General features: G+C 63.3%; 20 protein-coding genes. 4 read left to right on the forward strand and 16 right to left on the reverse strand.

Annotated features, from left to right (window positions below):
- Positions 1-10: 10 nt before the first annotated feature.
- The 5 genes from bglB to PQ457_RS09845 form a co-directional block, all read right to left on the reverse strand.
- Complete coding sequence (gene bglB, locus PQ457_RS09825; RefSeq protein ID WP_337958485.1) at positions 11-1,057, reverse strand: beta-galactosidase BglB; 1,047 nt, start codon at positions 1,055-1,057, stop codon at positions 11-13.
- A gap of 69 nt (positions 1,058-1,126) precedes the next feature.
- A complete protein-coding gene (locus tag PQ457_RS09830) occupies positions 1,127-4,093 on the reverse strand; it encodes a beta-galactosidase (RefSeq protein ID WP_273616701.1) in 2,967 nt (988 codons plus the stop codon).
- Positions 4,094-4,101: 8 nt separating this feature from the next.
- On the reverse strand, positions 4,102-4,395 hold the full coding sequence (locus PQ457_RS09835; protein ID WP_420540934.1) for an L-rhamnose mutarotase: 294 nt from the start codon (positions 4,393-4,395) through the stop codon (positions 4,102-4,104).
- Between the two features lie 105 nt (positions 4,396-4,500).
- Positions 4,501-5,955, reverse strand: coding sequence for a rhamnogalacturonidase (locus PQ457_RS09840; protein ID WP_273616703.1), 1,455 nt, complete (start codon positions 5,953-5,955; stop codon positions 4,501-4,503).
- The gene (locus tag PQ457_RS09845) at positions 5,952-7,496 is read right to left on the reverse strand and encodes an alpha-N-arabinofuranosidase (protein WP_273616704.1); all 1,545 of its coding nucleotides are present in this window, start codon (positions 7,494-7,496) and stop codon (positions 5,952-5,954) included. Before PQ457_RS09845 ends, PQ457_RS09840 begins: the two co-directional genes overlap by 4 nt.
- 87 nt (positions 7,497-7,583) lie before the next feature.
- Here PQ457_RS09845 and PQ457_RS09850 point away from each other — a divergent pair, with 87 nt between their 5' ends.
- The gene (locus PQ457_RS09850; RefSeq protein ID WP_273616705.1) at positions 7,584-8,804 is read left to right on the forward strand and encodes a rhamnogalacturonan acetylesterase; all 1,221 of its coding nucleotides are present in this window, start codon (positions 7,584-7,586) and stop codon (positions 8,802-8,804) included.
- 65 nt (positions 8,805-8,869) lie between these two features.
- Here the strand turns inward: PQ457_RS09850 and PQ457_RS09855 are convergent, their stop codons facing one another.
- Complete coding sequence (locus PQ457_RS09855) at positions 8,870-11,800, reverse strand: TonB-dependent receptor (RefSeq protein ID WP_273616706.1); 2,931 nt, start codon at positions 11,798-11,800, stop codon at positions 8,870-8,872.
- Between the two features lie 257 nt (positions 11,801-12,057).
- On the opposite strand from PQ457_RS09855, the gene PQ457_RS09860 reads away from it, so the two are divergent.
- On the forward strand, positions 12,058-12,840 hold the full coding sequence (locus PQ457_RS09860; RefSeq protein ID WP_273616707.1) for an IclR family transcriptional regulator: 783 nt from the start codon (positions 12,058-12,060) through the stop codon (positions 12,838-12,840).
- On the opposite strand, the gene PQ457_RS09865 is transcribed toward PQ457_RS09860, so the two are convergent.
- The gene (locus tag PQ457_RS09865) at positions 12,812-13,243 is read right to left on the reverse strand and encodes a glycoside hydrolase family protein (RefSeq protein ID WP_273616708.1); all 432 of its coding nucleotides are present in this window, start codon (positions 13,241-13,243) and stop codon (positions 12,812-12,814) included. The genes PQ457_RS09860 and PQ457_RS09865 overlap by 29 nt on opposite strands.
- An 18-nt stretch (positions 13,244-13,261) precedes the next feature.
- Positions 13,262-14,017, reverse strand: a complete 756-nt coding sequence (locus PQ457_RS09870) for a FadR/GntR family transcriptional regulator (protein ID WP_273616709.1) — start codon at positions 14,015-14,017, stop codon at positions 13,262-13,264.
- Positions 14,018-14,146: 129 nt separating this feature from the next.
- Between PQ457_RS09870 and manD the strand changes: the two genes are divergently transcribed.
- Positions 14,147-15,355 (forward strand): D-mannonate dehydratase ManD, encoded by a 1,209-nt coding sequence (manD, locus tag PQ457_RS09875; protein WP_273619296.1) that lies wholly within the window; start codon positions 14,147-14,149, stop codon positions 15,353-15,355.
- Positions 15,356-15,412: 57 nt separating this feature from the next.
- Here manD and PQ457_RS09880 read toward each other — a convergent pair whose 3' ends face one another.
- Genes PQ457_RS09880 through PQ457_RS09895 form a run of 4 tightly spaced genes read right to left on the reverse strand, consistent with a single transcriptional unit; the run spans position 15,413 to position 19,606 of the window.
- Positions 15,413-16,825, reverse strand: a complete 1,413-nt coding sequence (locus tag PQ457_RS09880) for a sugar porter family MFS transporter (RefSeq protein ID WP_273616710.1) — start codon at positions 16,823-16,825, stop codon at positions 15,413-15,415.
- Positions 16,826-16,845: 20 nt separating this feature from the next.
- Positions 16,846-17,706, reverse strand: a complete 861-nt coding sequence (locus PQ457_RS09885; protein WP_273616711.1) for an SMP-30/gluconolactonase/LRE family protein — start codon at positions 17,704-17,706, stop codon at positions 16,846-16,848.
- A complete protein-coding gene (gene xylB, locus PQ457_RS09890) occupies positions 17,703-18,479 on the reverse strand; it encodes a D-xylose 1-dehydrogenase (protein WP_273616712.1) in 777 nt (258 codons plus the stop codon). Before xylB ends, PQ457_RS09885 begins: the two co-directional genes overlap by 4 nt.
- On the reverse strand, positions 18,476-19,606 hold the full coding sequence (locus tag PQ457_RS09895) for a fumarylacetoacetate hydrolase family protein (protein WP_273616713.1): 1,131 nt from the start codon (positions 19,604-19,606) through the stop codon (positions 18,476-18,478). Before PQ457_RS09895 ends, xylB begins: the two co-directional genes overlap by 4 nt.
- 175 nt (positions 19,607-19,781) lie before the next feature.
- Here PQ457_RS09895 and PQ457_RS09900 point away from each other — a divergent pair, with 175 nt between their 5' ends.
- Positions 19,782-21,560, forward strand: coding sequence for an IlvD/Edd family dehydratase (locus PQ457_RS09900; protein WP_273616714.1), 1,779 nt, complete (start codon positions 19,782-19,784; stop codon positions 21,558-21,560).
- 36 nt (positions 21,561-21,596) lie between these two features.
- Here PQ457_RS09900 and PQ457_RS09905 read toward each other — a convergent pair whose 3' ends face one another.
- Genes PQ457_RS09905 through gtdA form a run of 4 tightly spaced genes read right to left on the reverse strand, consistent with a single transcriptional unit; the run spans position 21,597 to position 25,580 of the window.
- Positions 21,597-23,201 (reverse strand): sulfatase family protein, encoded by a 1,605-nt coding sequence (locus PQ457_RS09905; RefSeq protein ID WP_273616715.1) that lies wholly within the window; start codon positions 23,199-23,201, stop codon positions 21,597-21,599.
- A gap of 16 nt (positions 23,202-23,217) precedes the next feature.
- Positions 23,218-23,844: a maleylacetoacetate isomerase gene (gene maiA / locus PQ457_RS09910; protein ID WP_273616716.1), complete on the reverse strand. Its 627-nt coding sequence runs from the start codon at positions 23,842-23,844 to the stop codon at positions 23,218-23,220.
- Positions 23,837-24,532, reverse strand: coding sequence for a fumarylacetoacetate hydrolase family protein (locus PQ457_RS09915; protein ID WP_273616717.1), 696 nt, complete (start codon positions 24,530-24,532; stop codon positions 23,837-23,839). Before PQ457_RS09915 ends, maiA begins: the two co-directional genes overlap by 8 nt.
- 1 nt (position 24,533) lies before the next feature.
- Positions 24,534-25,580, reverse strand: coding sequence for a gentisate 1,2-dioxygenase (gene gtdA, locus PQ457_RS09920; protein WP_273616718.1), 1,047 nt, complete (start codon positions 25,578-25,580; stop codon positions 24,534-24,536).
- Positions 25,581-25,591: the final 11 nt, after the last annotated feature.

Raw genomic sequence — 25,591 nt, forward strand, 5'->3', positions numbered from 1 at the left:
GCTCGGCGCCTTACCGCCGGTGCAGCGCCTCGGCCAAAGCGCAGATGGCCAGCGATTGCCCATAGGGCATCGAGGTCAGCGCAATATCCTTATAGAACTGCATCGTGTCGCCCATGGCCGTGCCGAAAGACACCTGCGTCAATTCGCCATCCGCGTTGATATGGTCGATCACGCCCTGCACGGCCTTCAGGCCGACGGCCTCATAGCTTTCGTCCAGCAACCCCATCCGCACGGCTTTCAAAATGCCATAGGCAAAGCCCGCCGTGGCCGATGCCTCAAGATAGGAGGTCGGGTCCATCACCAGCGTGTGCCACAAGCCATTGTCGGCCTGCGTCGCGGCCAAAGTCTTCACCTGCGCCGCCAACGTATCAACCAGGAAAGTGCGGAAAGCATCGCCCTGCGGCAAATCCAGCAATTCGATGATTTCAGGGATGGCAATCGTGATCCAGCAATTGCCCCGCGCCCACAACGCGCCCGCGAAATTGTGCCGCCCGTTGAAATCCCAGCCATGGAACCACAGGCCGGTCTTTGTATCGAAGAGATATTTAATATGGACGAGAAACTGCCGCTTGGCCTCCTCGATATAGTCGGGGCGATTGAGCAGCAGGCCAAAACGCGCCAGCGGCAACACGCTCATCATCAGCGTGTCGTCCCACATCTCGCCGGGGTTTTCGTCATTATAGACGATGTGCTGAAAACCGCCCTCCTCGGTCTTGGGCAGGCCATCGGGCGCCATCAGCCAGTCGGCCCATTCCTGAATCTGGGCCAGCCAGTCGGCATTCGGCTCGCGCTCATAGAGATAGGACAGCGTCAGGAAGGGCGAGACGGTGTTGATGTTCTTGGTCGTGCCGCGCGGCAATTGATCGACAAACCATTGGCGGATGATGCTCAGCGCCTTGTCATCGCCGGTCTGCTGATAATAGCGCCACATGCCGAACAGGCCGATGCCATGGGTCCATTCCCAACCGTTCCAGCCCTTGGTGTCGATCACGCGGCCATCCTCGAGCCGCAGCAGGAATTCGCCGGTTTCATCATGGATCGAGACCAGATTGTCCATCAGGCGATGGATCAGCCCGATCAGATCAGAACGTGCAGGAAGAGTTGCGGACACTGTATTCTCCATGAATCAACGGATGGGCGCAAGGCCGGCAGGGGCGGCAACCTGCGCCACCTCCAGCCCGCCGCGGCGATTTTGCATTGTGACGAGGCGCACATTTTCAGGCGCATTGGCCGGTGCGCCGTCGCTGGTGACGGCAAGGGCGATGGTGTTCGCCCCATGATGGTTGAGGATGCCTTCAGGGATAGGGAAGATCCGCTGAGGCCCGACATGGGCGATGAATTGCCCCATGTTCCATCCATTGACGAAGATCAGCACGCGATAATGGGCGGCGGAACGCGGCTTTGCGGTATCGCCAAAGGCCAGGCCGATGGTGGCGTCCTGTCCGCGCGGAACATTGAGCGTGACATGGGTGCGATACCAGTTCGTGCCCGCCGATCCCTGCGGCAGAGCGGCCCCGGTGGCGCGCCACGCCCGGTCATCGAATGCGGGCAAATGCCAGCCCATCCGTTCGCCGAACTGGCCGCCATTGTTGGGCGTGCCGCGCGCGCGGTCGGCAAAATCCTCGCCTCCGCTGCGGCCCTGTATCCGCCAGTTGAGCGGCACGGCAAAGGCAGGCCCCGTCAACGGTTCGAGCGAGGCGGCGATCAGGCCCCGCCCCTCCTTATGCTCATCCATCGCCGTCAAGTCCCAGTTATGGCCATTGTTGCGCACCATTACCGACAGGACATGATCGCCGGGCGCGCGGGCCGCATCGGGCATCGGAACCGTGATATTGCCCGTGGTGATCGGGCGCGGCATGGCGGCGGGCAAGTCCTGCTGGCCGATCAGGCGGCCATCGAGAAACACCTGCACCATCCCCGCCCCGCCCGCGCCATAGGTCAGGCTGAGACGCTGGGCATCGGGCGATCCGGCGAAATGGGCGCGATACCAGACATCGCCCTCGTGGAAACCGTAGGGGTCCATGGTCATCGTGGGCTGACCGGCAGGTTTCTGGCTTAGCGTGGCATCGGCGCGGTGGTCGATGGCCTGCCATGCGCTGTCGTCGAACGTCGGCACGGCTTCGGGCGTGCCCTCGGCCATGCGCCAGTCGGACAGCGCGGGCAGCGTAATGGGGGCCGGGCCGGGAATGGGCGCGATGGATTGCCATGATCCGCCCGCCGCTGGCCGCATGGCCACCGGGGCGCCATTCCATGTGATGCGCGTTTGTTTGGCCCACACGCGCAGGGGAGCGGGCGCAACCGTATCTCCGGTCAGCGCCAGCACCCCGCCTTTGGCACGCGCATGGCGCAGCAGCGCAGGCCCACAGGCCAACACGCCATCGGCCTGCCAACACGCCCCGCCCGCCGCATCATCGCCCTGCAAAAGCGTCAGCGCAGGCCGCCCGCCGCCGCTGATCGCCACCGTGGAGAGCGCGCCATGGGTGTAATCCAGCGTCAGGTCGCCGCGCGATGCGTCCCACGAGACGGCGACGCCATCGGGCGCCTTGACCGCAGGCTTGGCGCTGTAACGCAGAACGGTCCGTCCGCCCTCACCCGCGCGACCGATCATCAGCAGCAGGCCGTTCTGCGCGGTCTGGATCTGGCTGGTCGTGTAAACCAGCCTTTGCCCCGCGACATTGGCCCCGGCCACGATCCATTTCGCATCATAGCCGTTCAGCCGGATCTGCGGCATCTGATAATGCCCATCGGGCAGATCGGCGGCGAAGGTAAAGCTGGTGTCCTGCGTCAAATGCCCCGGCTGATGCGCGGCAAGGATCAGGCGGGCATCCGTCTCGGGGCTGCGGTTGTGATAGAGGCGGATGGCATCGGAGGATGGCGTCAATTTGTCCGCCGGGACCATCGCGGCAATCTCGGGCAGGGCCGCAAGAGTGCCGCCGATAGGCTTCAATGCCAAGGCCTTTTCGCGCAGGGATCGGTCCTCGGCAATCGCCGCGCCATAGTCATAGGAGGTGAACACCACAGGCGCGGGCAGCCAGCCCCACGAGGTGCCGCCATAGCCCATATAGACGCTTTGCAGCCCGATGCCGTTGACGAAATTGGTGCCATAGAACAGGCGGCCATAGCCCGGTCCGGTCTGGACCGCATTGCAGGCATAGATCCCGTCCGAACCCCAGTAATCGAACCAGCCGCCGCCGATTTCCGCCATAAAGCCCGGCGTGTCAGGCGAGGCCGACGCGCCGCCCTTGGCCCCGCCGATGCCGTAATAGCCCCAATCGGGCGCGCCGTTCCCGCGCGCAATCTTGCCCTGCGCGGTGCAGGTGCCGCCCGGATAGCCATCGAAGGCATACATATCGACCGGTCCATGGACCACGCCGGGAACGGGCGATCCGTCAGGCACCCAATTGCCGTTGCGGCCCGGATCATTGTGGAAAATCGGCACGGTGATGCCGTGGCTGCGGGTCACGGCATAGAGGTGGTCCATATAGCGGCGGTGGGCCGGGCTGGTCTGGGAAAGTTCGTTTTCGATCTGGTGCAGGATGACATTGCCGCCATTGTTGATTTGATGGCGCGCGACAATACCGTCGATGGCGGCCAGCCATTCATCAGCCGCTTTCAGATATTCCGGGTCATCGGTCCGCGCCCTCGCCCGCTGGTTGTTGAGCCAGCCGGGAAAGCCGCCCCGCGCCAGTTCCGCGTTAACATAGGGACCGACGCGGGTGATGGCGTAAAGCCCCTCCTCGCCCGCCATGGTGATGGCGCGCTCCATGTCGCGGATGCCGGTGAAATCCAGTTCGCCCTGTTTCGGGCTGTGATAGGACCAGTCGAAATAGAAAGTGACGGTGTTGAACCCGCTGGCCTTGATCTTTTGCAGGACATCGCGCCACAGGTCCGGACTAGGCAGTCGGTAGGGGTGAAATTCAGCGGCCCAGATCGGCGTGCGTTTGCCGTCGATCATCAGCGAGCGCCCATCGAAGGACACGCGGCCGAAGGTCTTGACCGGGGCCTTGAGATTGACGGTCGGGCGCGCCTCCTGCGCCATGGCCGGAGCGGCAATCAGCGCGGCAACGCCGGCCAGCAGGAAAGAACGCATCATCACCCCCATCAGGCCATGTGAAACATCGGCACCAGCGGCCATTCGCGCGGGCGATTGTCGGGCTCGACCTCCATCAGCGGCGCCATCGCGGCCCACCACAGCTTCATCACCGGCTCATCGGGCAGGCTCTCACGCCTATTCTCCTCGGCCAGCCGCAGCACGGCAAAGAGCGAGAGCGTGGCCTCGTCCAGAAAGATCGAATAGTCGCTGATTCCCGCATCATGCAGCAGATCGACCAGCTCGGGCCAGATCTCGTCATGGCGGTGTCGATAGTCGTCGACCATGCCGGGTTTCAATTGCATCCGGAATGCGAACCTTTGCACTGGCCTCTCCAAATCCCGCATTATGCACATTTGTTGCTTATTGTGATACACAAGCGCCCAATGGCCGTCAATCGCCCAAATGGGTCAGACGCCCAAATCGACAGGCCGCCAAAGCGGCATTTCCCGCACATCCAGCCCCAGTGCGTCCTGAACGATGACCGGCGGACGGGCCTCGTTTCCTCCGTGGCGGGCGGTGAAACGCTCGATGCTCACATGCTGAACATCGCGCATCCACAAGGCCCATGCGGGCAACACGCCGAACATGCTAGGTTCGGGATAGGCGTCGGGCACCAGCGGAGGCTGGCGAGCGGCATCCTGCGCCGTGCCGCCGCCATCGAAACCCAGATCTATGTCGCGCAGCAGCACCTGCTGCACCCGATGGCCGGGCAGGCCCGCCACAATGACGGGGAATTCATAGGCGATCGCGGTGGCGCGAATATCGCTGATCTCCACCCGGCGCAGCGCCCCGATCCGCGTCCCCTCCGGCCCACGCAGCCGCGCGCCCAGACGCAGGAAAATGGGTGCGGTCGTCACTTCGCGCATGGTCAGGCGGCGCGCGGCAATGTCCTCAACCACCGCCCCATCGACACATTCGATGGCCAGCCCCCGGCTGCGTTCAAACAGGCAATCCTCGATGGTCACGCGGCGAATATCGCCATTGGTTTCGGTGCCGATCTTGATGCGGCCCGTCACCCGGTCGCGGTCGGGGGCGAATTGCTGCATTCGCCCATGCGTGCCATCCAGCATCGAGCCAAGATCATAACCCGAAACGGTGCAACGGCGGATCGTGATATCCTCTGATGGCGTCAGTCGCCCAAGGGCAAGGCTGGTTTTCACCACGATGGCATCGTCATTGGGGCTGTTCACCCGGCAATCCTCGACCACGCAGCGCGAGACGCCATCAAGGTCGATCCCGTCACGCTCGGTGTCGATGGAAAGGTGGCGGATCACCATGTCCTCGCACCCGGTGGCGAGGATGGCGAAATGCCCGCCCCCCGCGATAGTGAAGCCCGAAAGTTCGACATTGCGGCATTCGCGCAGGCCAATTGCCTTGTTGCCAAGGCCGCGCATTGCGGCATGGCTCTGCTCCAGCGCGCCGACTTCGGCCTCGCTCATCGCCGCCATCGACAAAGGCCTTTCGCCCGCCTGCGCGCGCCAGCGCGAGCCGGGCCCGTTGCGGGTCAGGCCCCGCCCCTCGATCCGGCCGGGGCCGGTAATGGCAATATCGCTTTGCCCGATGGCCCAGATCAGGCTGTTGCGCCAATGGCTGTGGCCGAAATCCTGATAGAGCTGCGGCCCATTGTCCTCAGGCAGGTCATAGGCGCCGCCGTGGCGGGCGGGGTCGGCCGCTTCGATCACCGCGCCCGGCCCCAGATGCAAACGGACGCCCGACAGCAGCCGGATCGAGAAGCAGAGGAAACGCCCGGCGGGCAATTCCACCACCCCGCCGCCGCGCTGATGCATGGCGGCGATGGCGGCATTGATCGCGCCATGGGCAAGATTTCGCCCGTCGCCAAACGCCCCAAGATCCGCGATCACGGCAAGTCCAGCACGACCAGCGATTTGGCCGGCAGATCGACCACCAGCTTTCCATTGGCAACCGAGGCCCCGGTGAAGGCCACCGGATGCACCCGCGCGCCATTGGTAAAATCATTCACATCCTGAACGCGATCCGAGGTCAGGATACGGCCCGATACGCTGGTGGATGTGATGCCCGAGAGCGCGATCTCCAGATGCTGCGCCTTGGCCGGATCGATGTTGACGAGGGCCACATGCACCACGCCGTCCTTGCCCCGCGCCGCCGAGCCATGCAGCGCGGGGGCCACCCATTCATCACGCCCATACCAAACCTTGGGCAGATCAAGCGGCAGCACCGCCGCTCCCTGAAATCCGCGATACATGTCGAACACATGATAGGTCGGCGTCAGCACCATCTGCGCATCCTTGGTCAGGATCATCGACTGGAGGACGTTCACCATCTGGGCAATGTTGGTCATGCGCACGCGGTCGGCATGGTGGATGAACAGGTTGATGTTCACCCCCGCCAGCAAGGCATCGCGCAAGCTGTTCTGCTGATACAGGAAACCGGGATTGGTGCCCGGCTCCACATCGGTCCAGATACCCCATTCATCCACCGCCAGATTGACGCGCTTTGCAGGGTCATATTTGTCCATGACGGCGGAGTGCTTGGTCAGCAATTCCTCCATCTTCCAAGTCTTGGCCATGGTGCGGGCGTAATCGGTTTCGGTAAAATCACTGGCCGAACCCTTGCTCTTCCAGTCGCCGGGCACGGTGTAATAATGCAGGCCGATGCCATCGATCATCCGGCCCGCCTCGCGCATCATCACCTCGGTCCAGTTATAGTCCGGACCATTGGCGCCGCTGGCGATCTTCTGGATCTTGGTCCCAAAGGGCACTTTGACGAAAGTGGCATAGCGGCGCGTGACGTCGGCGGCATAATCGGCGCGCATATTGCCGCCGCAGCCCCACAATTCATTGCCAATGCCGAAATAGGGCAGCTTCCACGGCTCCTTGCGCCCATTACGCGCGCGTTCGTCGGCCAGAGTGCCTTGCGGAGCGGTGATGTACTGGACCCATTCCTCCATCTCGCCCGCAGGCGCGCTGCCGACATTGCCCGATACATAGGCTTCGGCTCCGATCAGCTCGGCAAAATCCATGAATTCATGCGTGCCGAACATGTTGGGCTCGGTCACGCCGCCCCAATGGGTGTTGATCTTGACCGGGCGTTTCGCACGCGGCCCGATGCCATCGCGCCAGTGATATTCATCGGCAAAGCACCCCCCTGGCCAGCGCACCAGCGGCACATGCAGCGCCCGCAGCGCCTCGACCACATCGCGGCGATAGCCCTTGATGTTGGGGATCTTCGATTCCGGCCCGACCCAGATCCCGCCATAGATGCCATAGCCCAGATGTTCGGCAAACTGGCTGAATATGCGCGGATCAATGGTGGCCCCCGGCGCTTCGCCATGCAGGGTGGCGGGCGTTTGCGCGTGCAGCGCAGGCGTTGCCGCCAACATCAGCGCGGCCGATGCCAGAAGGCGGATGGAACGACGAATCATGGTCTCTCCCTGACCTTTATGCTACGTATATTGTGAGAATAGATTTCATATATAGAAAAGCAAGATGGGTTAGGAGATGTTTGTTCCATGGCACGTTTATCCCTGCTGCTGGCCGCAATGGGCGCCAGCGCGATGACCCCTGCGGCCCTTGCGCAAAACGCAAAGGTGTGGCGCCTCGACGGTCCGGCACGCAGCGGCGAAAATGCGATTGCGCCCGGCGCGCCCTATGCCCCCGGTGTCGGCGGCTATGAGAGCGATGGCGCGCTCTCCCTGCCCCTGCCCGAAGGCAATTGGCGCATCACGCTCGATCTGGGCAGCGACAGGCGCGAGGGCCAAACCACGGTCAAGGCCGAGAACCGCCGCCTGATGGTGCTGAACGCCGCCACCGCGCGGGGGCAAAGCGTAACGCGGCGCTTTGCCGTCCATGTTCACAATGCGGGCCTTGGCGCCGTGCCCGACAATGCGCCGGGGGGCGACCATGTCCGCCTGCGCCCGGATCAGGCCGCCCAGCGCAATTGGGACGACCGCCTGACGCTGGAATTTCTGGGCAAGCCTGCGGTGCGCAGCGTCACGGTCGAACCGGCGCGGGGGCCGACCATCTTCCTTGTCGGCGATTCCATGGTGGCCGATCATCCGCGCGAACCCACGGCCAGTTGGGGCCAGATCCTGCCGCTGATGCTGGACGACACGGTGGCGGTCGCCAATTACGCCGAAAGCGGCGCGACGCTTAAATCCTTTCTGGCCGACCTGCGGCTGGACAAGGTGCTGAGCCTCATCAAACCGGGCGATTATCTGTTCATCCAGTTCGGCCATAATGACCAGAAGGCGCAATGGCCCCAGACCTATGCCGAAGCTGGCACGACGTATCGCGCCTATCTCAACGCCTATATCGCCGAGGCGCGGCGGCGCGGGGCAAACCCGGTACTGGTCACCAGCCCGGAGCGGCGCAATTTCGATGCACGCGGGCAGATCATCCCTTCGCTGGGCGATTATCCGGCGGTGATGCGGGAGATGGCGGCGAATATGCACATCCCCCTGATCGACCTCAACCGCGCCAGCATCACCCTTTATGAAGCGCTGGGGCCGGATCGCGCCCCGGCCATGTTCAATGACGAAGGCCGCGACAAAACACATTATAACGCTTGGGGCGCCTGGATGGGCGCGCGCATCATCGCCGATGGCATCCGCGCCGCTATTCCGGCTCTGGCCCCGCATATCATCTCGGCCCCTTTCGATCCGGTCCGCCCGGAAAATGTCGCTATCCCGCCCAGTGCGCTGGTTTCTTCGCAACGCCCGTTGGGAAACTGAAAAAAGGGGCCGCCGGATGCCTCGTCCGGCGGCCCTGAACCACGCGAGGGAGCGTGTGGGGAGGATCAGAATTTCGCGTTGACGCCCACGGTGATCGTGCGCCCGATGCGGGTGTTGAACAAAGGATCCTGTCGGCCGCTGTCGATATAGAGCGTGTTGTGCTCGTCGGTCAGGTTCTGGCCTTCGATGGTGAACTTGATGTCCTTCATCAGGTTATAGCTGAACGAGGCATCGACAAAGGTGGTCGCGCTATTGCCCAGAATGTCGCTGTCATTTGCGCCCGAGGGGATCTGGCGGATGAAGGGGCCGCGATAGTTGATCGTGCCGCGAATGCTGAACTTGCGGTTCTCGTAATAGAGCGTCCCGCTGGCCGTATCGGGCGACATGTTGACCAGATTGGCCGTGGTCGAAAGCGTGGCCGCGCCGCCGCTCGATTGCAGCACGTAATTCACCTTGGACGACACATGGGTGTAATTGGCCAGCAGGCCAAAGTCCTTGGCAAAGCCGCGCAGGAAGGTGAAGGGCAATTGCAGATTGACCTCGAACCCGTTGAGCGGCCCGCCCTTGGTGTTGACCGAGCGCGTCACGGTGAACAGATCGGTCGGTTGCGTCCCCGCTGCGGTCAGCAGAGAATTGGGCAGGCCCAGCGTGTTATAGGGCACAAGGCTGCTGACCGACTGGATATAGGTGCTGATATCCTTGTGGAAATAGGCGACCGAGAGCAGCGAGCCGGGGCGGAAATACCATTCCAGCGCCGCGTCATACGTGCTCGCGCGGATGGGGTCCAGATAGGGGTTGCCGATGGTGGCCGTGCGCGTGACGGCATTGACCGACCCGCCCGAGGGCAGCACGCCCAGTTCCGGGCGGCTCATCACCTTGGCGGCGGACAGGCGGCCCAGCAGGTGCGGCGTGAATTCCAGCACCAGATTGGCCGAGGGCAGCCAGTCGCTGTACGAACGGTCCACGATCGCCGGGATCGCCACCGTGGGATAGGCCGATCCGGCCGCCGCGTTGGTGGGAATATAGCCGACCGTGTGCTGCGTGGTGTTGACGAAGCGCACGCCCACATCGCCCCGGATCGGGATCGGCAGCGTATCGGGCAGGTTGAACTGGCCCATCAGGAAGGCTGACTTTTCCTCTTCGCGCACTTCAGGCGAACCATTGCCGCATTCCACGCCGCAGAAGGTGAAATTGTTGAAGCCGACCGTCTGTTTCCACTTGTCGATGTCGGTGGCAAGGAAGCTGGGCAGCGCGCCGGGGATCAGCAGATTGTTGAGGCCCGTGATCTGATAGGTGAAATCGGCCACCGAGGCCCCAGCGGGCAGCGCCGTGGTCGCCTGATTGGCCGGGGCCACGCCCAGCACGCGGTTCTTGAACGCGCTCTGGCGATATTGCAGCCCGCCCTTGATCTTGAAGGCATCATTGAATTCATAGGTGGAATTGGCCTCGAACGTATAGTTGTCGGTCGTCACCTTCCAGTTGCGCGTGTTGAAATTGCCCAGCACCGTGCCGTCCGCGCGGCCGGGCGCATAGTTGAAATTGGCCGGGTTCGCCACGTCGATGCCATATTTCATCACCGGGATCGAACCGCCGCCGCGAAAGTCGATGGAATATCCCGGCGTGTCGATGGCGTCCAGATTGACGGTCAGGCGCTCGGGATTGTCAAAGATCGAACGCGAATACCCCGCCATGATGTCCATGGTCAAATGGTCGGTAAACTTGTGATGGATGTTCAGATTGGCCTGACCGAAAGTGGTGGTGAATTTGTCGCGCAGGCTTTCCGAACGCAGGTCCACCCCATTGAACAGACCATAGAGCAGCGAGCCGTTCGGCTTGACCGACAGATCGACCACCGAGGTCATCGGCTGCCCGTTGTTGCTGGCATTGCGGGCAAAGGAAAGCGCGTCGATGTAATTGTCCCAACGCGTGACCTTGTAGCGCGAGAAGAGCGCATCAAAGACGATCTCGGTATTGTCGTCGGGTTTCCACTGCAGGGCCAGCGAACCGCCCATGCGCTCGGCATCCTGACGCGAGTTGAGATAGCGCGGGATGCGCGGCAGGAACACGCCGCCGCCCGCCTGCCCTGAAGGGCCGGTCATCGACTGGATCAGATTATAGGCCGCCGTGCTGCCCGTGCGCGGATTGCCGGTCGAGCAATTGGCCGCATCCGTGCCCTTGGCCGCATTGGTCGCGGGGTTTTGCGGCGCATAGCCGATGGGCGAGCAGAAGCCCCCGTTGACATAGGTAGGCAGGATATTGACCGCCGAATAGCCCACTTCGCGGATGTTGCGATGGCTGTAGCTGGCCGTGGCAAGAACACCGAAAGTGCCCTCCTCATTCTGCTTTGAGAGCAGCACCGAGAAACGCGGATCGAGCTTTTTGCTCACCTCGTTCCACACGCCCTTGGCCGAGACGGTGGCGACGAAGGTCTTGTGGAAATCGAGCGGATGCGGGGCTTTAAGGTCTACCGTCGCGCCCAGCGAGCCTTCCTCGACATCGGCCGAGGGCGTCTTGCGCACGGCCAGTTCGGAAAAGATTTCGGTCGGAAAGACGTTGAAGTCAAAGCTGCGGCCCGTGTTGCCCGCACCGTAAATGTCGGAAGAACCGGTTTGCGCGGTGCCTTCCATGCCGTTCAGGCGGACGCGGGTAAAGCCCGGCCCCAGGCCGCGCACCGAGATATTCTTGCCCTCGCCGCCGTCGCCGCGCGCCAGCGCGATGCCCGGCACGCGCTGCATGGATTCGGCCAGATTGGAATCGGGAAACTTGCCTACGTCCTCGGCCTTGATCGTGTCGATGGCCGCGGCCGACGCGCGCTTTTCATTCAGCGCCGCGGCCAGCGAGGTACGGAAACCGGTGACAATGATCGTCTGTTCATCACCCTTGGCGGGCGCGGGCGTGACGGGCGCCTGAGCTTGGGCGGCGGCGGCAAATCCTGCCGCGATGATCGCCAGCCCCGATGCCGCCAGACGCAATTGTGCCGCTGAAAACTGCCCCAAAGTATCCTCCATAATCCCATTTGCGGGCCTTGCCTCTGTCTGCCGCCGCTGCGGCGCCGGGCGTCCCGTTGGGGCGATGGATAAATCCGATATGTGAGCACGTCAATGCATATATTGCACGATAATTTCATATATAGGGACTATATTGTGAATCTGTATAGAAATCGCCCCCTGTGGCATTTTGCACACACCGCGCCCGCGTTTCACATTGCGCACACTTCCATTGCTTTCGCGCCAAAAGGATCTAAAAGCAGGCCATGGCCGACGATGAAACCAACGAAACCGCACCGGACAGCAACACCGTCAAGGGCGCGCAGACATTGATGCGCGCTCTCGACATACTGGACGAGGTGATCGACGGGCCGATCCGCGCGGTCGATCTGGCGCGCAAGTTGGGGATGAACCGCACCACGGCGCATCGTCTGGCCCATGCGCTGCGCACGCGCGATTATCTGGCCGTAACGCCCGATGGTTTTGCGCTGGGGCCAAAATTGCTGCAACTGGGCGTGCTGGCCAGCGAGCAGACCGATTATGTCCGCATCGCCCGCCCCCGCATGGAGGCCCTGTCGGCCCAGACGGGATTTTGCGTCTTCATCGGCAATCGCGAGGGCAACTGGTCACGCCACCTTGATCGCGTGACCGGGCGCCAGCGGCTGCGCGTAGCGACCGCGCCGGGCGACCGCCGCCCGATCGCCGAGACCGGCCTTGGCAAGGCGCTGATGCTGGATGACAGCGAGGCAAACTGGAAAAAGCTCTGGAAACAGGCCCATGCCGACAGCGGCACCGAGGCCGATCTGGACGATTTCCTCAAACGGATGCGCGGATACAAAGAAGAAGGCCTTGTGCGCCATGACAGCGAGTTGGGCGACGGCGTGCGCTCCATCGCCGCCCCGGTGCGCAATGCACGCGGCGCGATTTGCGTTGCCATCAGCATCGCCAGCGCCGCCCACTATCTGACCGATGACATTGCCGCAGAACTGGCCGACAAGGTCAAGCAATGCGCCGATGATGTCAGCGCGGCGATTGGCTGGCGCCCCTAACGGTCTGAAAAACCGGCAACATTGTCGAGCGTGGCCCAGCCGCGCCATCAATGGCGATACGTGTCAGCGTGACATCGCGCACGGGCGCTTCGCGCTCGGCCGTTATGTTCACGCGAAATCCGGCGGCCCCCACCTTGACGTCCGACACATGCACGCCCTCAATCGGCGTCAACCGGCGCTGATAGGTCGGGAGCAGCCTACGCCATTGGTACAAAACATCGGTTTCAATGGAGAGCACCCCGCCCTTTATCGGCCTGGCGGCAAAATTGGTCATATGGATCGAGCGGACAAAGCCGCCCCGCCGCTCATTGGTCTTGATATAGAGCAGATTGTTGAAATCGCTGTTGGTTTCGCCATGCGCCTCCTGAAACACGCGGCATTGGTCGACCCAGACATTCTCCACCCCGCCCGAATGCAACGCTCAACTGGTAGCTTTGGTATACCGATCCCTGCGCGCTTGGGATGCGCGGCGGGCTTCGGCGATGGCCTTTTCCTCGGTGGCGAAGAGGAGACTGTCGAGGACGGAAGCAAGGTGGGTGCGCATGGCCGTGCGGGCGGCGGCCGGGTCGCGGGCGCGCAGGGCTTCGAGGACGGCGGTGTGCTCCTCGACCACGGGTTTGATGTTGGCGCTGCGGGCCTTTTCGTGCAGCAGCGCGCTTTCCGGCGAATCCGCGCGCAAGGACCACAGGCGCTCGACCGCCTCGGCCACGGCCGCGTTGCGCGTGGCCCGCGCGATGGCGAGGTGAAAGGCGCGGTCGGCCTTTTCCGTGCCATGCGGATTGCTGTTCTCGCGCTCGATCTCCTCGACCAATGCGGCCAGTTCTGCCAGACCTTCCTCGGTGATCGTGGTGGCAGCCAAGGCGGCGGCCTCGCCCTCGAACAACAGGCGTGCCTCGGTCAGTTCAAAGGCGGAAATGTTGAAGCCGGGGATGTCGCCCTTGCCCGGCAGGCGCCGCACATAGGCGCCCGAACCCACGCGCACCTCGACCAGCCCCTGCACTTCCAGCGCGATCACCGCCTCGCGCACGGTGGGGCGCGAGACGTTGAATTGCGCGGACAATTCGCGCTCGGCCGGCAGGCGGTCGCCCACTTCATAACGGCCGCTGACAAGTTCATCCATCAAACGCCGCGCAAGGTCCTGATAGAGGCGCTCTTGTGCGGGACTGGTATCGTTCATTGAGGTCACCTTCCGCGAAATGGCCTTACCGCTTAATTAGAAATTGACAGGCCAACTCAAATTGGTCAAGAGTCTTCTCTAGCACAAGCAGACCAATTCGGGAACATTATCCCCATGAGCACCGCTCCCATGAAAATCACCTCCGCCTGCGTCATCGTCACCTGTCCGGGGCGCAACTTTGTCACGCTGAAAATCGAGACCGATCAAGGCGTTTACGGCATTGGCGACGCCACGCTCAACGGCCGCGAAAAGGCGGTGGTGTCCTATCTGGAAGACCATGTCATCCCGTGCCTTATCGGCATGGACCCGCGCAATTCCGAGGACATCTGGCAATATCTCTATCGCGGGGCCTATTGGCGCCGCGGGCCGGTGACGATGCGCGCGATTGCTGCGGTGGACGTGGCGCTGTGGGACATCAAGGCCAAGATGGCGGGCATGCCTTTGTACCAGCTTCTGGGCGGGCGCAGCCGTGATGGCGTGATGGTCTATGGTCATGCCAATGGCTCGGACATTGCCGAGACGGTGGATGCGGTTGGTCAGTATATCGACATGGGCTATAAGGCGATCCGCGCCCAGACCGGCGTGCCGGGCATCAAGGATGCCTATGGCGTGGGCCGGGGCAAGCTGTTCTATGAACCGGCCGATGCGGCGCTGCCCTCGGTAACGGGTTGGGACACGCGCAAGGCGCTGAATTACGTGCCGAAACTGTTTGAAAAGCTGCGCGAGACCTATGGTTTCGACCACCATCTGCTCCATGACGGCCACCATCGCTACAGCCCCACCGAGGCCGCGCAGCTCGGCAAGGCTCTCGAGCCTTACTCGCTGTTCTGGCTGGAGGATGTGACGCCGGCGGAAAATCAGGAAGCCTTCAAGCTGATCCGCCAGCACACCACCACGCCGCTGGCCGTGGGCGAGATTTTCAACACGATCTGGGACGCCAAAGACCTGATCCAGAACCAACTCATCGACTATATCCGCGCCACCATCGTGGGAGCCGGCGGCATCACCCATCTGCGCCGCATCGCGGACCTCGCCAGCATGTATCAGGTCCGCACCGGCTGCCACGGCGCCACCGACCTCTCGCCCGTGACCATGGGCACGGCGCTGCATTTCGACACCTGGGTGCCCAATTTCGGCATTCAGGAATATATGCGCCACACGCCCGAAACCGACGAGGTTTTCCCCCACGATTACACCTTCGACAAGGGCTTCCTCTACACCGGCGACAAGCCTGGCCATGGCGTCGACATCGACGAGGCCCTCGCCGCCAAGTACCCTTACAAGCCCGCATACCTCCCCGTCGCAAGGCTCGAAGATGGAACCATGTGGAATTGGTAAGGCCGATAGACGCATGGAGACACAAAAAACGGGGGCCGCCAAGCCCCCGTTTTTCATTCAACCTTCCATCTGCTCCAGACTGACGCCCTTGGTCTCGCGCACCATGGCGCGGACAAAGAAGAAGGACGCCGCCGCCGCCAGCGCATAGCCGGTATAGGCCACAGCCAGACCCGGCGAAACCACCAGCGCAGGGAAGCTGACAGAAATGGCCGCGTTGGCGATCCACTGCGCAAAGCCGGACACAGCCAGCCCCGATCCACGGATCTGATTGGGGAACATTTCGCCCAGCATGACCCACATGATCGGGCCCCAGCTCATGTTGAAGAAGATGACATAGGCATTGGCCGCCAGCAGCGCGATCACGCCATTATGGCCCGGCAGGCTGACCGAACCGTCGGCGCCGTGAATCGCGGTGGAAAAGGCCCAAGCCACCACGCCCAGCGTCACCGCCATGCCCGCCGAACCGACCAGCAGCAGCGGCTTGCGCCCCACCCGGTCAACCAGCATCAGCGTGGCAAGACAGCCCGCGATCGAAACAACGCCCGAGAGGATGTTGATCTGCAAGGAATAGCTCTCGGAAAAGCCCACCGCCTGCCACAAGGTTGCGCCGTAATAGAACACGACATTGATGCCCACGAGCTGTTGAAACACGGCAAGGCCGATGCCGGTCCATACGATGGGGCGGATACGCCCGGTGGCCTTGTCGATCAGGTCTGACAGGCGCGGGCGGTGATGGTCGGCGGCAAGGCTGTCGCGGATTTCGCCCACCATGCGGCGCGCCACTTCGCCGTCGAACAGGCGGGTCAGCACGTTCTGCGCCCCCGCCTCATCGCCGCGCGCCACCAGATAGCGCGGGCTTTCCGGGATGAACATCAGCGCGAAGAAATAGATCGCGGCGGGCAAAGCCTGAAGCCAGAACATCCAGCGCCACGCGGGCTGGTCGGCCCACAGGATCGCGGTGGAATCGCCCGCCACCTGCGCCAGAATATAATTGACGACAAAGGCGCCCGTCAGGCCGGTGATGATCATCACCTGCTGCACGCTGGAAAGGCGCCCGCGCACATGGGCGGGCACGACTTCGGAAATATAGACCGGCGAAATCACGCTGGCCGCGCCCACGCCAAGGCCGCCGATGATGCGCGCCAGAATGAACACCAGCGAAGAGCCCGCCGCCCCGGCGATCAGCGCGCTGATCAGAAACAGCACGGCGGCCAGTTTCATCACCCCGCGCCGCCCGATCCTGTCGGCCAGACGCCCCGCGCCAAACGCACCCACCGACGAACCGACGAGGATCGCGCCGACATTGATGCCGATGCCTACCTTGCCGAGGTCAAAGGCGGCCTCAAGCCCCTTTTGCGTGCCGTTGATAACCCCTGAATCATAGCCGAACATAAAGCCGCCGATCGTGGCCACCGCCACGATCATCGCGATCAACCCCGAATTGACGGGGCCTTCTGATTGCTGCTGCATCCACTCTCTCCCGTAAATTCTTATACTTGGGCCATAACGCCCGGCATTCCGGCCACGCCCGGATCAAAGGCAAAAAGCGCGCCTGCCAAAGGTTGCTGCGCACGCTCCTCGCTCGAAAGCCCCTTGGCGGCGGTCGTTGCATAGGCGGTGCGCAGATCGGGGCCGCCAAAAGCGATCTTGGTAATATTGGCCACCGGAAAGCGGACCGTCTGCATCAACGTGCCGCTCGGATCATAACGCCGCACGCCCCAGCCCGCGAAAAGGCTGACCCAGACGCAGCCCTCGGCATCGACGCAGGGACCATCGGGATAGCCTTCGTCAATCTCGCCAAACAGGCGGGTGGCGACCACGCGCCCATCCTCGATCGTGCTGGCCCAGACTTTGCGCCCCAGCGTGTCATTGTGATAAAGCGTCGCGCCATCGGGCGAGAAGGCCGGGCCATTGGTGATCGACACCGGCGGCAGGCCCGTATCAACACAGGCCGCGCCATCAAGGCGATAGAAACGCCCGGTTTCAGCCGCTTCGCCATCATCCATCGAGCCGAGCCAGATCGCGCCGTCACCGGCCACGGTGGCATCGTTCAACCGGTTGCCCGGCAGATGCGCCTCGGGCGCGACAAGGAGCGAAAACACCCCGGTCGCCGGATCGAAGCGATGCACGCCGGTCTGCAGGCCCGCGATCATGTCGCCCCGCGCGCTGGGCAGCACCCAGCCGACCTGCGCGGGCGCGGCCCAAGTGCGCTGCTCTCCGCTCGCGGGGGTGAAGCGATGGATCGAGGGCGCCTTGATATCGACGAACCAGAGCGAGGCATCGCGCTCAACCCAGACCGGGCCTTCGCCCAGCGTGGCGCCCAGCGCCCAGACTGATTGGACCGCCATCATCGCCACCCCGCATCGACCCAATATTCATGGCCCGTAATCAGCCGCGCATCATCCGAGGCCAGAAACAGCGCCAGCGCCGCCACGTCATGGGGCAACAGGCGGCCATCGAGGCATTGCGCCGCGACGATCTCGGCCTCGCCCTCGGGTGTGTACCATTGTTCCTGACGCGGGGTTTTGACATTGCCGGGGATGATGCTGGTGACGCGGATATTGTCGCGGCCCAGTTCACGCGCCAAACCGCGCGTCATGCCCTCGATGGCGGCCTTGGCGGTCTGATAGACCACCAGATCGTGCAGCCCCAGATGCCAACTGATCGAGCCCAGATTGATGATCGCCCCGCCGCCCGAACGCTTCATCGAGGGCACGGCGGCCTGCGCCACAAAGAACTGGTGTCGCAGGTTCACCGCCATGCGTTCGTCCCAATAGGCGGGCGTCACTTCGGCCACGGAATGCCGGTCATCATTGGCGGCATTGTTGACCACCACATCGATGCCGCCCAGCGCTTCCTCAACCTGTGCCATCATCGACTGGACAGCTTCGATATCGGTCAGGTCGCAGGGGAAGAACACCGGCGCCGGCGTGGCGCCGGTGTTCAGGCGGGCTGCAACCGCCTTTCCTGCCTCTTCTGCAATGTCGCAGAAAGCCACATTCGCGCCCTGCGCCACAAAGGCTTCGACGAAACCTTCGCCAATGCCGCTGGCGCCGCCGCTGATGAAAACGCGCTTGCCCGCAAGGCTGGGATAGATCGCGCGCCCGTTGTTAACAGCGCTCATGCTTTCGCTCCCAACAGGCCGCGGGCGCCCAGATTGGCGTAAAACGCAGCGATGCCCTGCGTCCAGGGCTGGGCCTGCTTGCTGGTGACCACGGTGTTGACCAGCTTGCCCAGTTTCGGCGTCGAGATCGTCACGACATCGCCCACCTTATGCGTAAAGCCGCGCCCCGGATCGTCGCGGTCCTGCGTGGGGGCAAACAAAGTGCCCAGAAACAGCGTGAAGCCATCGGGATACTGATGTTCGCTCAAGGTCTGGCGCACCAGATCGAGCGGGTCGCGGCTGATTTCGCGCATGCTGGAATGGCCCTCAAGGCGATAGCCTTCCGGCCCTTCGATCAGCAGATCGACCTCGGCATTGCGCACATCGTCGATCGAAAAACTGTCGTCAAACAGGCGCACCAGCGGCCCAAGCGAGCAGGACGCGTTATTGTCCTTCGCCTTACCCAGCAAGAGCGCGCTGCGCCCTTCGATGTCGCGCAGATTGACGTCATTGCCCAGCATCGCGCCCACCGCCTTGCCGCCCGCATCGACCAGCAGCACGACTTCGGGCTCGGGGTTGTTCCAAGTGCTGTCGCTGCGCACGCCCACCTCGGCCAGCGCGCCAACGGTGGCCAGCACCGGCGCCTTGGTAAAGACCTCGGCATAAGGCCCGATGGCGACTTCGAGATATTGCGACCACAGGCCATCAGCGATCAGCAGTTCTTTCAGCGCCTCGGCCTCAACCGAACCGGGCACGACCGAGCGGATCGAGCCGCCGACACGTTCCTCGATACGGGCGCGGATTTCCAGCGCCTTGCTCGAATCGCCGCGCGCGCGTTCCTCGATCACGCGCTCCAGCGTGCTGGTGGCAAAGGTCACGCCGCAGGCCTTGATGACCTGAAGATCCACCGGGCTGAGCCAGGGCGCATCAAGTTCATCAAGCGGCCCCAGCGCGCGTCCCGCCGAAGCATCAAGCGGCAGCGCCTCGACCAGTTGCGACACCGTGGGCGCCACGCGCGACATATCATAGGCAATGCCGCCCTCGACCAGAATCGGGGTCGGCCCTTCGGGCAACTGCACCCGGCCAAGGAAACGGCCGCCGCGCCAGTCGGCGGGCAGCAGGGCCGCGAAGGAAGAATTCCCAGACATTTTCTCTCCAGACAGGATTTTTGACACCAAACGCGGGGGCGCGGCGTTGACAAAGCTTGATAGCGCTACCATCATGCAAACAGGCTCGCTGTCAAGTGGTTTTGAGCAATGAGGGCGGGAAATCGCTGGCATCGCACCCGTGGCGCGCTAGAGATTTCTCAAGGGAGAGATACAGATGACCGATAATTCCACCCGCCGTTTCCGTTCGCAGGACTGGTTCGCCGATCCGGCACGCTCGGATATGGTAGCGCTCTATCTGGAACGCTTCATGAATTACGGGATCACCCCGGATGAACTGCGTTCGGGCCGCCCGATCATCGGCATCGCGCAAAGCGGCAGCGACCTCTCGCCCTGCAACCGCATCCATCTTGATCTGGCCAAGCGGGTGCGCGACGGCATCCGCGATGCGGGCGGGATCTGCATGGAATTTCCGGTCCACCCGATTTTTGAAAACTGCCGCCGCCCCACCGCCGCGCTGGATCGCAATCTGGCCTATCTGGGGCTGGTCGAAATTCTCTATGGCTATCCCATCGACGCGGTGGTGCTGACCACGGGCTGTGACAAGACCACGCCTTCGCAGGTGATGGCCACCAGCACGGTGGACATTCCCGCCATCGTCCTGTCGGGCGGGCCGATGCTCGATGGCTGGCATGAGGGCGATCTGGTGGGTTCAGGCACGGTGATCTGGCGCAGCCGCCGCAAATTGGCCGCGGGCGAGATCGACGAGGAGGAGTTCCTTCAGCGCGCCTGCGATTCGGCCCCTTCGGCGGGCCATTGCAACACGATGGGCACGGCTTCGACCATGAATGCCGTGGCCGAGGCGCTTGGCCTCTCGCTGCCCGGATGCGCCGCCATTCCCGCCCCCTATCGCGAGCGTGGCCAGATTGCCTATGAAACCGGCCGCCGGATTGTTGAAATGGCCTATGAAGACCTGCGCCCGTCGAAAATCCTGACGCGCGAGAGTTTCCTCAACGCCATCCGCGTGGTGACGGCCATCGGCGGGTCGAGCAACGCGCAGCCCCATATCGTCGCCATGGCGCGCCACGCCGGGGTGGAAATCACCGCCGCCGACTGGATGGAGCATGGCTATGACCTGCCGCTGATCGTCGATATGCAGCCCGCAGGCCGCTTCCTCGGCGAGCGATTCCACCGGGCGGGCGGCGTGCCCTCGGTGATGTGGGAATTGCTGCAACAGGGCGTGCTGGATGGCGATTGTCTGAGCGTGACGGGCGAGAGCGTGGCGGAAAATGTCGGCGCGCGCCCGGCCCGCGACCGCGAAGTGATCCGCCCCTTTGCCAAGCCTTTGAAGGAAAAGGCGGGCTTCCTTGTGCTGTCGGGCAATCTGTTCGATTTCGGCATCATGAAGACCAGCGTGATTTCCGAGGAATTCCGCAGCCGCTATCTCTCCAACCCCGAGGCCCCCGGCACGTTCGAAGCGCGCGCGGTGGTGTTTGAAGGGGGCGATGATTATCATCACCGGATCGACGATCCTTCGCTGAACATCGACGAAAACTGCATCCTCGTGATGCGCGGCGCAGGGCCTCAGGGTTGGCCGGGCAGCGCCGAGGTGGTCAATATGCAGCCCCCCGCAGCGCTCATCCAACGCGGGGTGCAATGGCTGCCCACGCTGGGCGACGGGCGCCAGTCGGGCACCTCGGACAGCCCCTCGATCCTCAATTGCTCGCCCGAAAGCGCGGTGGGCGGCGGTCTGTCATGGCTGCGCACGGGCGACATCATCCGCATCGATGTGGTGACGGGTTCCTGCAACGCTCTGGTGTCGGACGAGGAAATCGCCCGCCGTCGCGCAGAACCCCTGCCCCCTGTTCCGCCCAGCAACACGCCATGGGAGGAACTGTACCGCGAAAAGACCGGGCAGATGGGCGAAGGGGCCGTGCTGGAAATGGCGGTGAAATATCGCGGACTGGCGGCCAAAACGCCGCGCCATAACCACTAAAATAAAAGGCCGCTGGAAACAGCGGCCTTTTTCATATCAGAGGTCGAGGATGCGGTCGGGCGCTTCTGGCTTGGGCGCCTGCGGGGGCGTAAAATTGGGCACATCGCGGCTGTTGCGCGTGTCCTGCGGCACGCCGCTGGTGTTGATATACCAATTGAGCAGGCGCTGTTGCATCGCGGCCTGATCCTTGGCCACCGCTTTGGTCCCGATCAGATTGCGCGTTTCGCCCGGATCGGCGATGCGGTCGTAAAACTCGCTCTGGCCCTGAGGTCGGTGGATATAGGTGTGGCGCTGGGTGCGCACGCTGGCTGCGCGGGACACCAGAACCGGCTCTTGTGCCGCCAGTTGCGATTTCATCCGATAAAGCCCGCCCGAAGGCGTGTCGAAGGCCTGCGGTTCGTAGGTGTTGATGCCCGCCTCGGTAAAGGCCGCGCGGTTGGGATCGCCCGCGCCCCCATGGATCTGCGGCAAGAGCGAGCGCCCGAACTGCGTGCCCCCCGAACGTGCTCCGGCCAGCGAGAGGAAGCTGGGCATGATGTCGAAAAGCTCGACCATATCATCGGCGACATGCCCCCCGGCCACGCCCGGCACCCGCCCGATCAGCGGCACATGCGTCAGGCAGCTTTCCAGCCCGCCATGCCATTTTTCAACCAGACCATAATCGCCCGCATAATCGCCATGGTCGGAACCGACGAACACGGCGGTATCCTTGTCGCGCCCGGTTCTCTCCAGCGCGTCGAGCAATTCGCCCAGCAGCCAGTCGGCATAGGACACCTGCCCGTAATAGGCGGCGCGCACGCGGACGAAAACCTCCGGCCCGGCCTTGTCCAAGCCATAGGCGCGGCGGATCGCCTCATGATAGGCCGGTTTGCCCGAGAGGCCCGGCGGAATCAGCGCGGGAATATCTTCCGGCTTGTACATGGCGGCGAAATCGGCGGGGGCGCGATAGGGCGGATGGGGCTGGAATATCGGCAGGAACAGGCAGAAGGGCCGGTCGCTCTCCTTGCGCTCGATCACCTGAATGGCGCGCTGGATAATGCCGTAATCGCTGGTTTGGCGCCGCTCGCCCATGGGAGGCAGCAGCATCGTGACCGGGCCGTTGTTGGCGCCTGAACGCGCGCCGGGTGCATGGTCGCCCGATGCAGCGCCGGGCGCCGGAGGATCGGCCCATGCCGTCAGGCTGGTGGCGAAAGTTTCCGGCGCCAGCACATCATTCTTGCCGAAGAAGAACGTGTCATAGCCCGATTGCCGCAGCATGGCGAAGAGATTCGGCTCGCTGGGCTGGATCAGATAGGAAAAGCCGCGATGACCGGTGGCGCTGGTGGGCAGGCCAGTCAGCATCGAGCAGCGCGAGGCCGCACAGACCGGATATTGCACATGAGCGTTGCGAAACATCGTGCCGCCCCGCGCCAGACGGTCGAAATTGGGCGTGCGCGTGACCGGATTGCCATAGCAGGCCAGCGCATCGGCGCGCAGTTCATCGGGAAAGAACAGGATCAGATTGGGGCGCGAACCGGCGCTGGAAGGCACCGGTACAGCCAAGGGCGCAGCCTGCGCCAGATCGGCATGAGACAACACGCCGGACAGCATCCCGGCCCCGATACCGCCCATGATCCTGCGGCGTGTGAGAGGCAAATTCATGGGCGGATCTTTCGCTTTATACAGCGTCCGGCTGGTTTTCCGGCCGGGCCGCGTCAAAGGCAGGCAAGGCCAGACAGGCTTCCTCGATGGCCAACAGGCGCGCGGGGATGTCCTTCGCGCCAAAGCGGCGCGCATTGACCAGTTGCGGCACAAGGCACACATCAGCCAAAGTAACCGTGTCGCCAAAGCAGAACCGGCCCGCATGAGGCGCGATCAGCGCGTCAAAAGCGGCAAAGCCTTCCTCGATCACGCGGGCAGCCCATGCGCTTTCATCACCGCCCAGCGCCTTGACCCAGCCCAGCACTTTCAGGTTCTGGATCGGATGGGTGTCGATGGCGATCACCTGCGCCGCCGCGCGGACATGGGCGCGCAGGATCGGATCGGCGGGCAACAGGCGCGGCCCGTCGTGGGTTTCATCAAGATATTCGATGATCGCCAGACTTTGCGTCAGCACCGTCCCGTCAATCTCCAGCGCGGGCACCAGTCCTTGCGGATTGAGCGCCAGATAGGCGGGCGAACGATGGGCTCCCTCGCGCAGGCTGTAGCTGACATTGCCATAGGCGATGCCTTTCAGGCCCAGCACGATGCGCACCCGATAGGATGCGCCCGAGCGAAAGAAGCCATGCAGCAGCGGCTCAGACATCGGCCTTGGGCCCGATCCTGATCGTGCAGGGCGTCAGGCCTTCAACCGAGACCACGATCTCGTCGCCCGTCACCACCGCGCCTACGCCCGCGGGCGTGCCGGTATAGATCAGGTCGCCCGGCTCCAGACGATAAAAGCGCGAGACATAGGCGATCACCTCGTCCACGCTCCAGATCAGGTCGGCCAGATCGGCGTCCTGCTTGATGTCGCCATTGACGGTCAGGCTGATGCGGCCGGTCTTCAGCTCGCCCGTTTCCGAAACCGGATGGATGATGCCCAGCGGGCTGGACTGTTCGACATTCTTGCCGGTATCCCACGGGCGGCCCTTGTCGCGCGCTTCAAATTGAAGATCGCGGCGCGTCATGTCGAGACCTGTGGCATAGCCATAGACATGCGAGGCCGCGTCGGAGGCGGCGATATTGCGTCCGCCCTTGCCGATCGCCACGACCAGTTCGGCCTCGTAGTGAAAATTGGCGGTTTCGGGCGGATAGGCAATGGTCGTGCCGCTGGCGACAACCGTTTCGGCCCATTTGGTGAAGAAGAAGGGCGCCTCGCGCGTCGGGTCTTTGCCCATTTCGCGGGCATGGGCGGCATAATTGCGCCCGATGCAGAACAGGCGGCGGACAGGAAAGCCATTCCCTTCGGTGGTTTGCGCGATAATCGGGGCCGGAGGTGCAAACAGCGTCATCTTACGAGTTCCATTCACGGTAGAGGTTCAGTTTTTCTTGGGCCGCCTTGTCGGAATAGGCAAACAGCACGAGCGTTTCGTCGGCGGCAAGCACAAGTTCGCTCCACGAGGGCACGGCGAAAATGTCGCGTTCGGACAGGTTGATTTCGGTGCCGCCCACCTTGGCGGTGCCGCGCCCCTCGACCACGGCAAAGATCGTGCCATCGCTGGACTTGCGCGGGCGGGTTTCAAAACCGGCGGGCAGCAGACGGACATGGGCGGCAATGGTGGGCATGATCGAGCCGCCATCGGCCGGATTGGTGAATTCCAGCGCATGGCCCAGATGCGGGTCGATCTCACCGCCGGCCGCAAGTGCGTTGAGAGCCGGGCGCCACTGGGCATAGGGATAGTGGAAGAGCGGTTGATGCGCGGGGCGACGATCCGCCGCCGTGCCGCGCATGGGCCGCATGTTGTGGCCATAACGGGCCAGCGTATCGCCCGCAGGCGCACTTTCGGGGAAGGCTTTGCCGTCATAGTGTTCGGCAAATTGCGCGTCGAACAGGCGGACGGTGGGAATATCCAGACCATCGAGCCAGATCATCGGCTTGTCGCTGGGATTGCCATGGTCATGCCACTGGCCGCCCGGCGTCAGCACGAGGTCGAAGGGGCGCATGATCGCCTTTTCGCCGTCCAGCGCGGTAAAGGCGCCCTCGCCCTCCATCACAAAGCGCAGCGCCGACTGGCTGTGGCGGTGGCAGGGCGCCACCTCGTCCGGCAGGATAAGCTGCAGGCCCGCATAGAGGCTGGGCGTGATCGCGGATTGGCCGGGCAGGCCGGGGTTTTCCAGAATCAGCACACGGCGCTCGGCCTTTTCCGCACTGATCAGGTCCCCGGCGCGCATCAGGTAGTTGCGCGCCTCGTCATAATTCCACCGATGGGCATGGGCCGCCGAGCGCGGAAACGGGCGCACCAGATCGGCCAGGGATTCCCACAAAGGCGTCAGATAGGAGGGAGCCATTTCATCATAGAGCGCATGCAACTGGGCCTGCTGCTCATTCGCCAGCGTCATTGTCGAATCCT

This window comes from Novosphingobium humi, assembly GCF_028607105.1.
In the GTDB taxonomy this organism is placed as follows: Bacteria; Pseudomonadota; Alphaproteobacteria; order Sphingomonadales; family Sphingomonadaceae; genus Novosphingobium; species Novosphingobium humi.

Excerpts from the sequence above, each read along its gene's own strand:
- bglB (WP_337958485.1), bottom strand. The coding sequence starts at position 1,057 with ATGGACAATCTGGTCTCGATCCATGATGAAACCGGCGAATTCCTGCTG.
- PQ457_RS09830 (WP_273616701.1), bottom strand. The coding sequence starts at position 4,093 with ATGATGCGTTCTTTCCTGCTGGCCGGCGTTGCCGCGCTGATTGCCGCT.
- PQ457_RS09835 (WP_420540934.1), bottom strand. The coding sequence starts at position 4,395 with ATGCAATTGAAACCCGGCATGGTCGACGACTATCGACACCGCCATGAC.
- PQ457_RS09845 (WP_273616704.1), bottom strand. The coding sequence starts at position 7,496 with ATGATTCGTCGTTCCATCCGCCTTCTGGCATCGGCCGCGCTGATGTTG.
- PQ457_RS09850 (WP_273616705.1), top strand. The coding sequence starts at position 7,584 with ATGGCACGTTTATCCCTGCTGCTGGCCGCAATGGGCGCCAGCGCGATG.
- PQ457_RS09860 (WP_273616707.1), top strand. The coding sequence starts at position 12,058 with ATGGCCGACGATGAAACCAACGAAACCGCACCGGACAGCAACACCGTC.
- PQ457_RS09870 (WP_273616709.1), bottom strand. The coding sequence starts at position 14,017 with ATGAACGATACCAGTCCCGCACAAGAGCGCCTCTATCAGGACCTTGCG.
- manD (WP_273619296.1), top strand. The coding sequence starts at position 14,147 with ATGAAAATCACCTCCGCCTGCGTCATCGTCACCTGTCCGGGGCGCAAC.
- PQ457_RS09880 (WP_273616710.1), bottom strand. The coding sequence starts at position 16,825 with ATGCAGCAGCAATCAGAAGGCCCCGTCAATTCGGGGTTGATCGCGATG.
- PQ457_RS09885 (WP_273616711.1), bottom strand. The coding sequence starts at position 17,706 with ATGATGGCGGTCCAATCAGTCTGGGCGCTGGGCGCCACGCTGGGCGAA.
- xylB (WP_273616712.1), bottom strand. The coding sequence starts at position 18,479 with ATGAGCGCTGTTAACAACGGGCGCGCGATCTATCCCAGCCTTGCGGGC.
- PQ457_RS09895 (WP_273616713.1), bottom strand. The coding sequence starts at position 19,606 with ATGTCTGGGAATTCTTCCTTCGCGGCCCTGCTGCCCGCCGACTGGCGC.
- PQ457_RS09900 (WP_273616714.1), top strand. The coding sequence starts at position 19,782 with ATGACCGATAATTCCACCCGCCGTTTCCGTTCGCAGGACTGGTTCGCC.
- PQ457_RS09905 (WP_273616715.1), bottom strand. The coding sequence starts at position 23,201 with ATGAATTTGCCTCTCACACGCCGCAGGATCATGGGCGGTATCGGGGCC.
- maiA (WP_273616716.1), bottom strand. The coding sequence starts at position 23,844 with ATGTCTGAGCCGCTGCTGCATGGCTTCTTTCGCTCGGGCGCATCCTAT.
- PQ457_RS09915 (WP_273616717.1), bottom strand. The coding sequence starts at position 24,532 with ATGACGCTGTTTGCACCTCCGGCCCCGATTATCGCGCAAACCACCGAA.
- gtdA (WP_273616718.1), bottom strand. The coding sequence starts at position 25,580 with ATGACGCTGGCGAATGAGCAGCAGGCCCAGTTGCATGCGCTCTATGAT.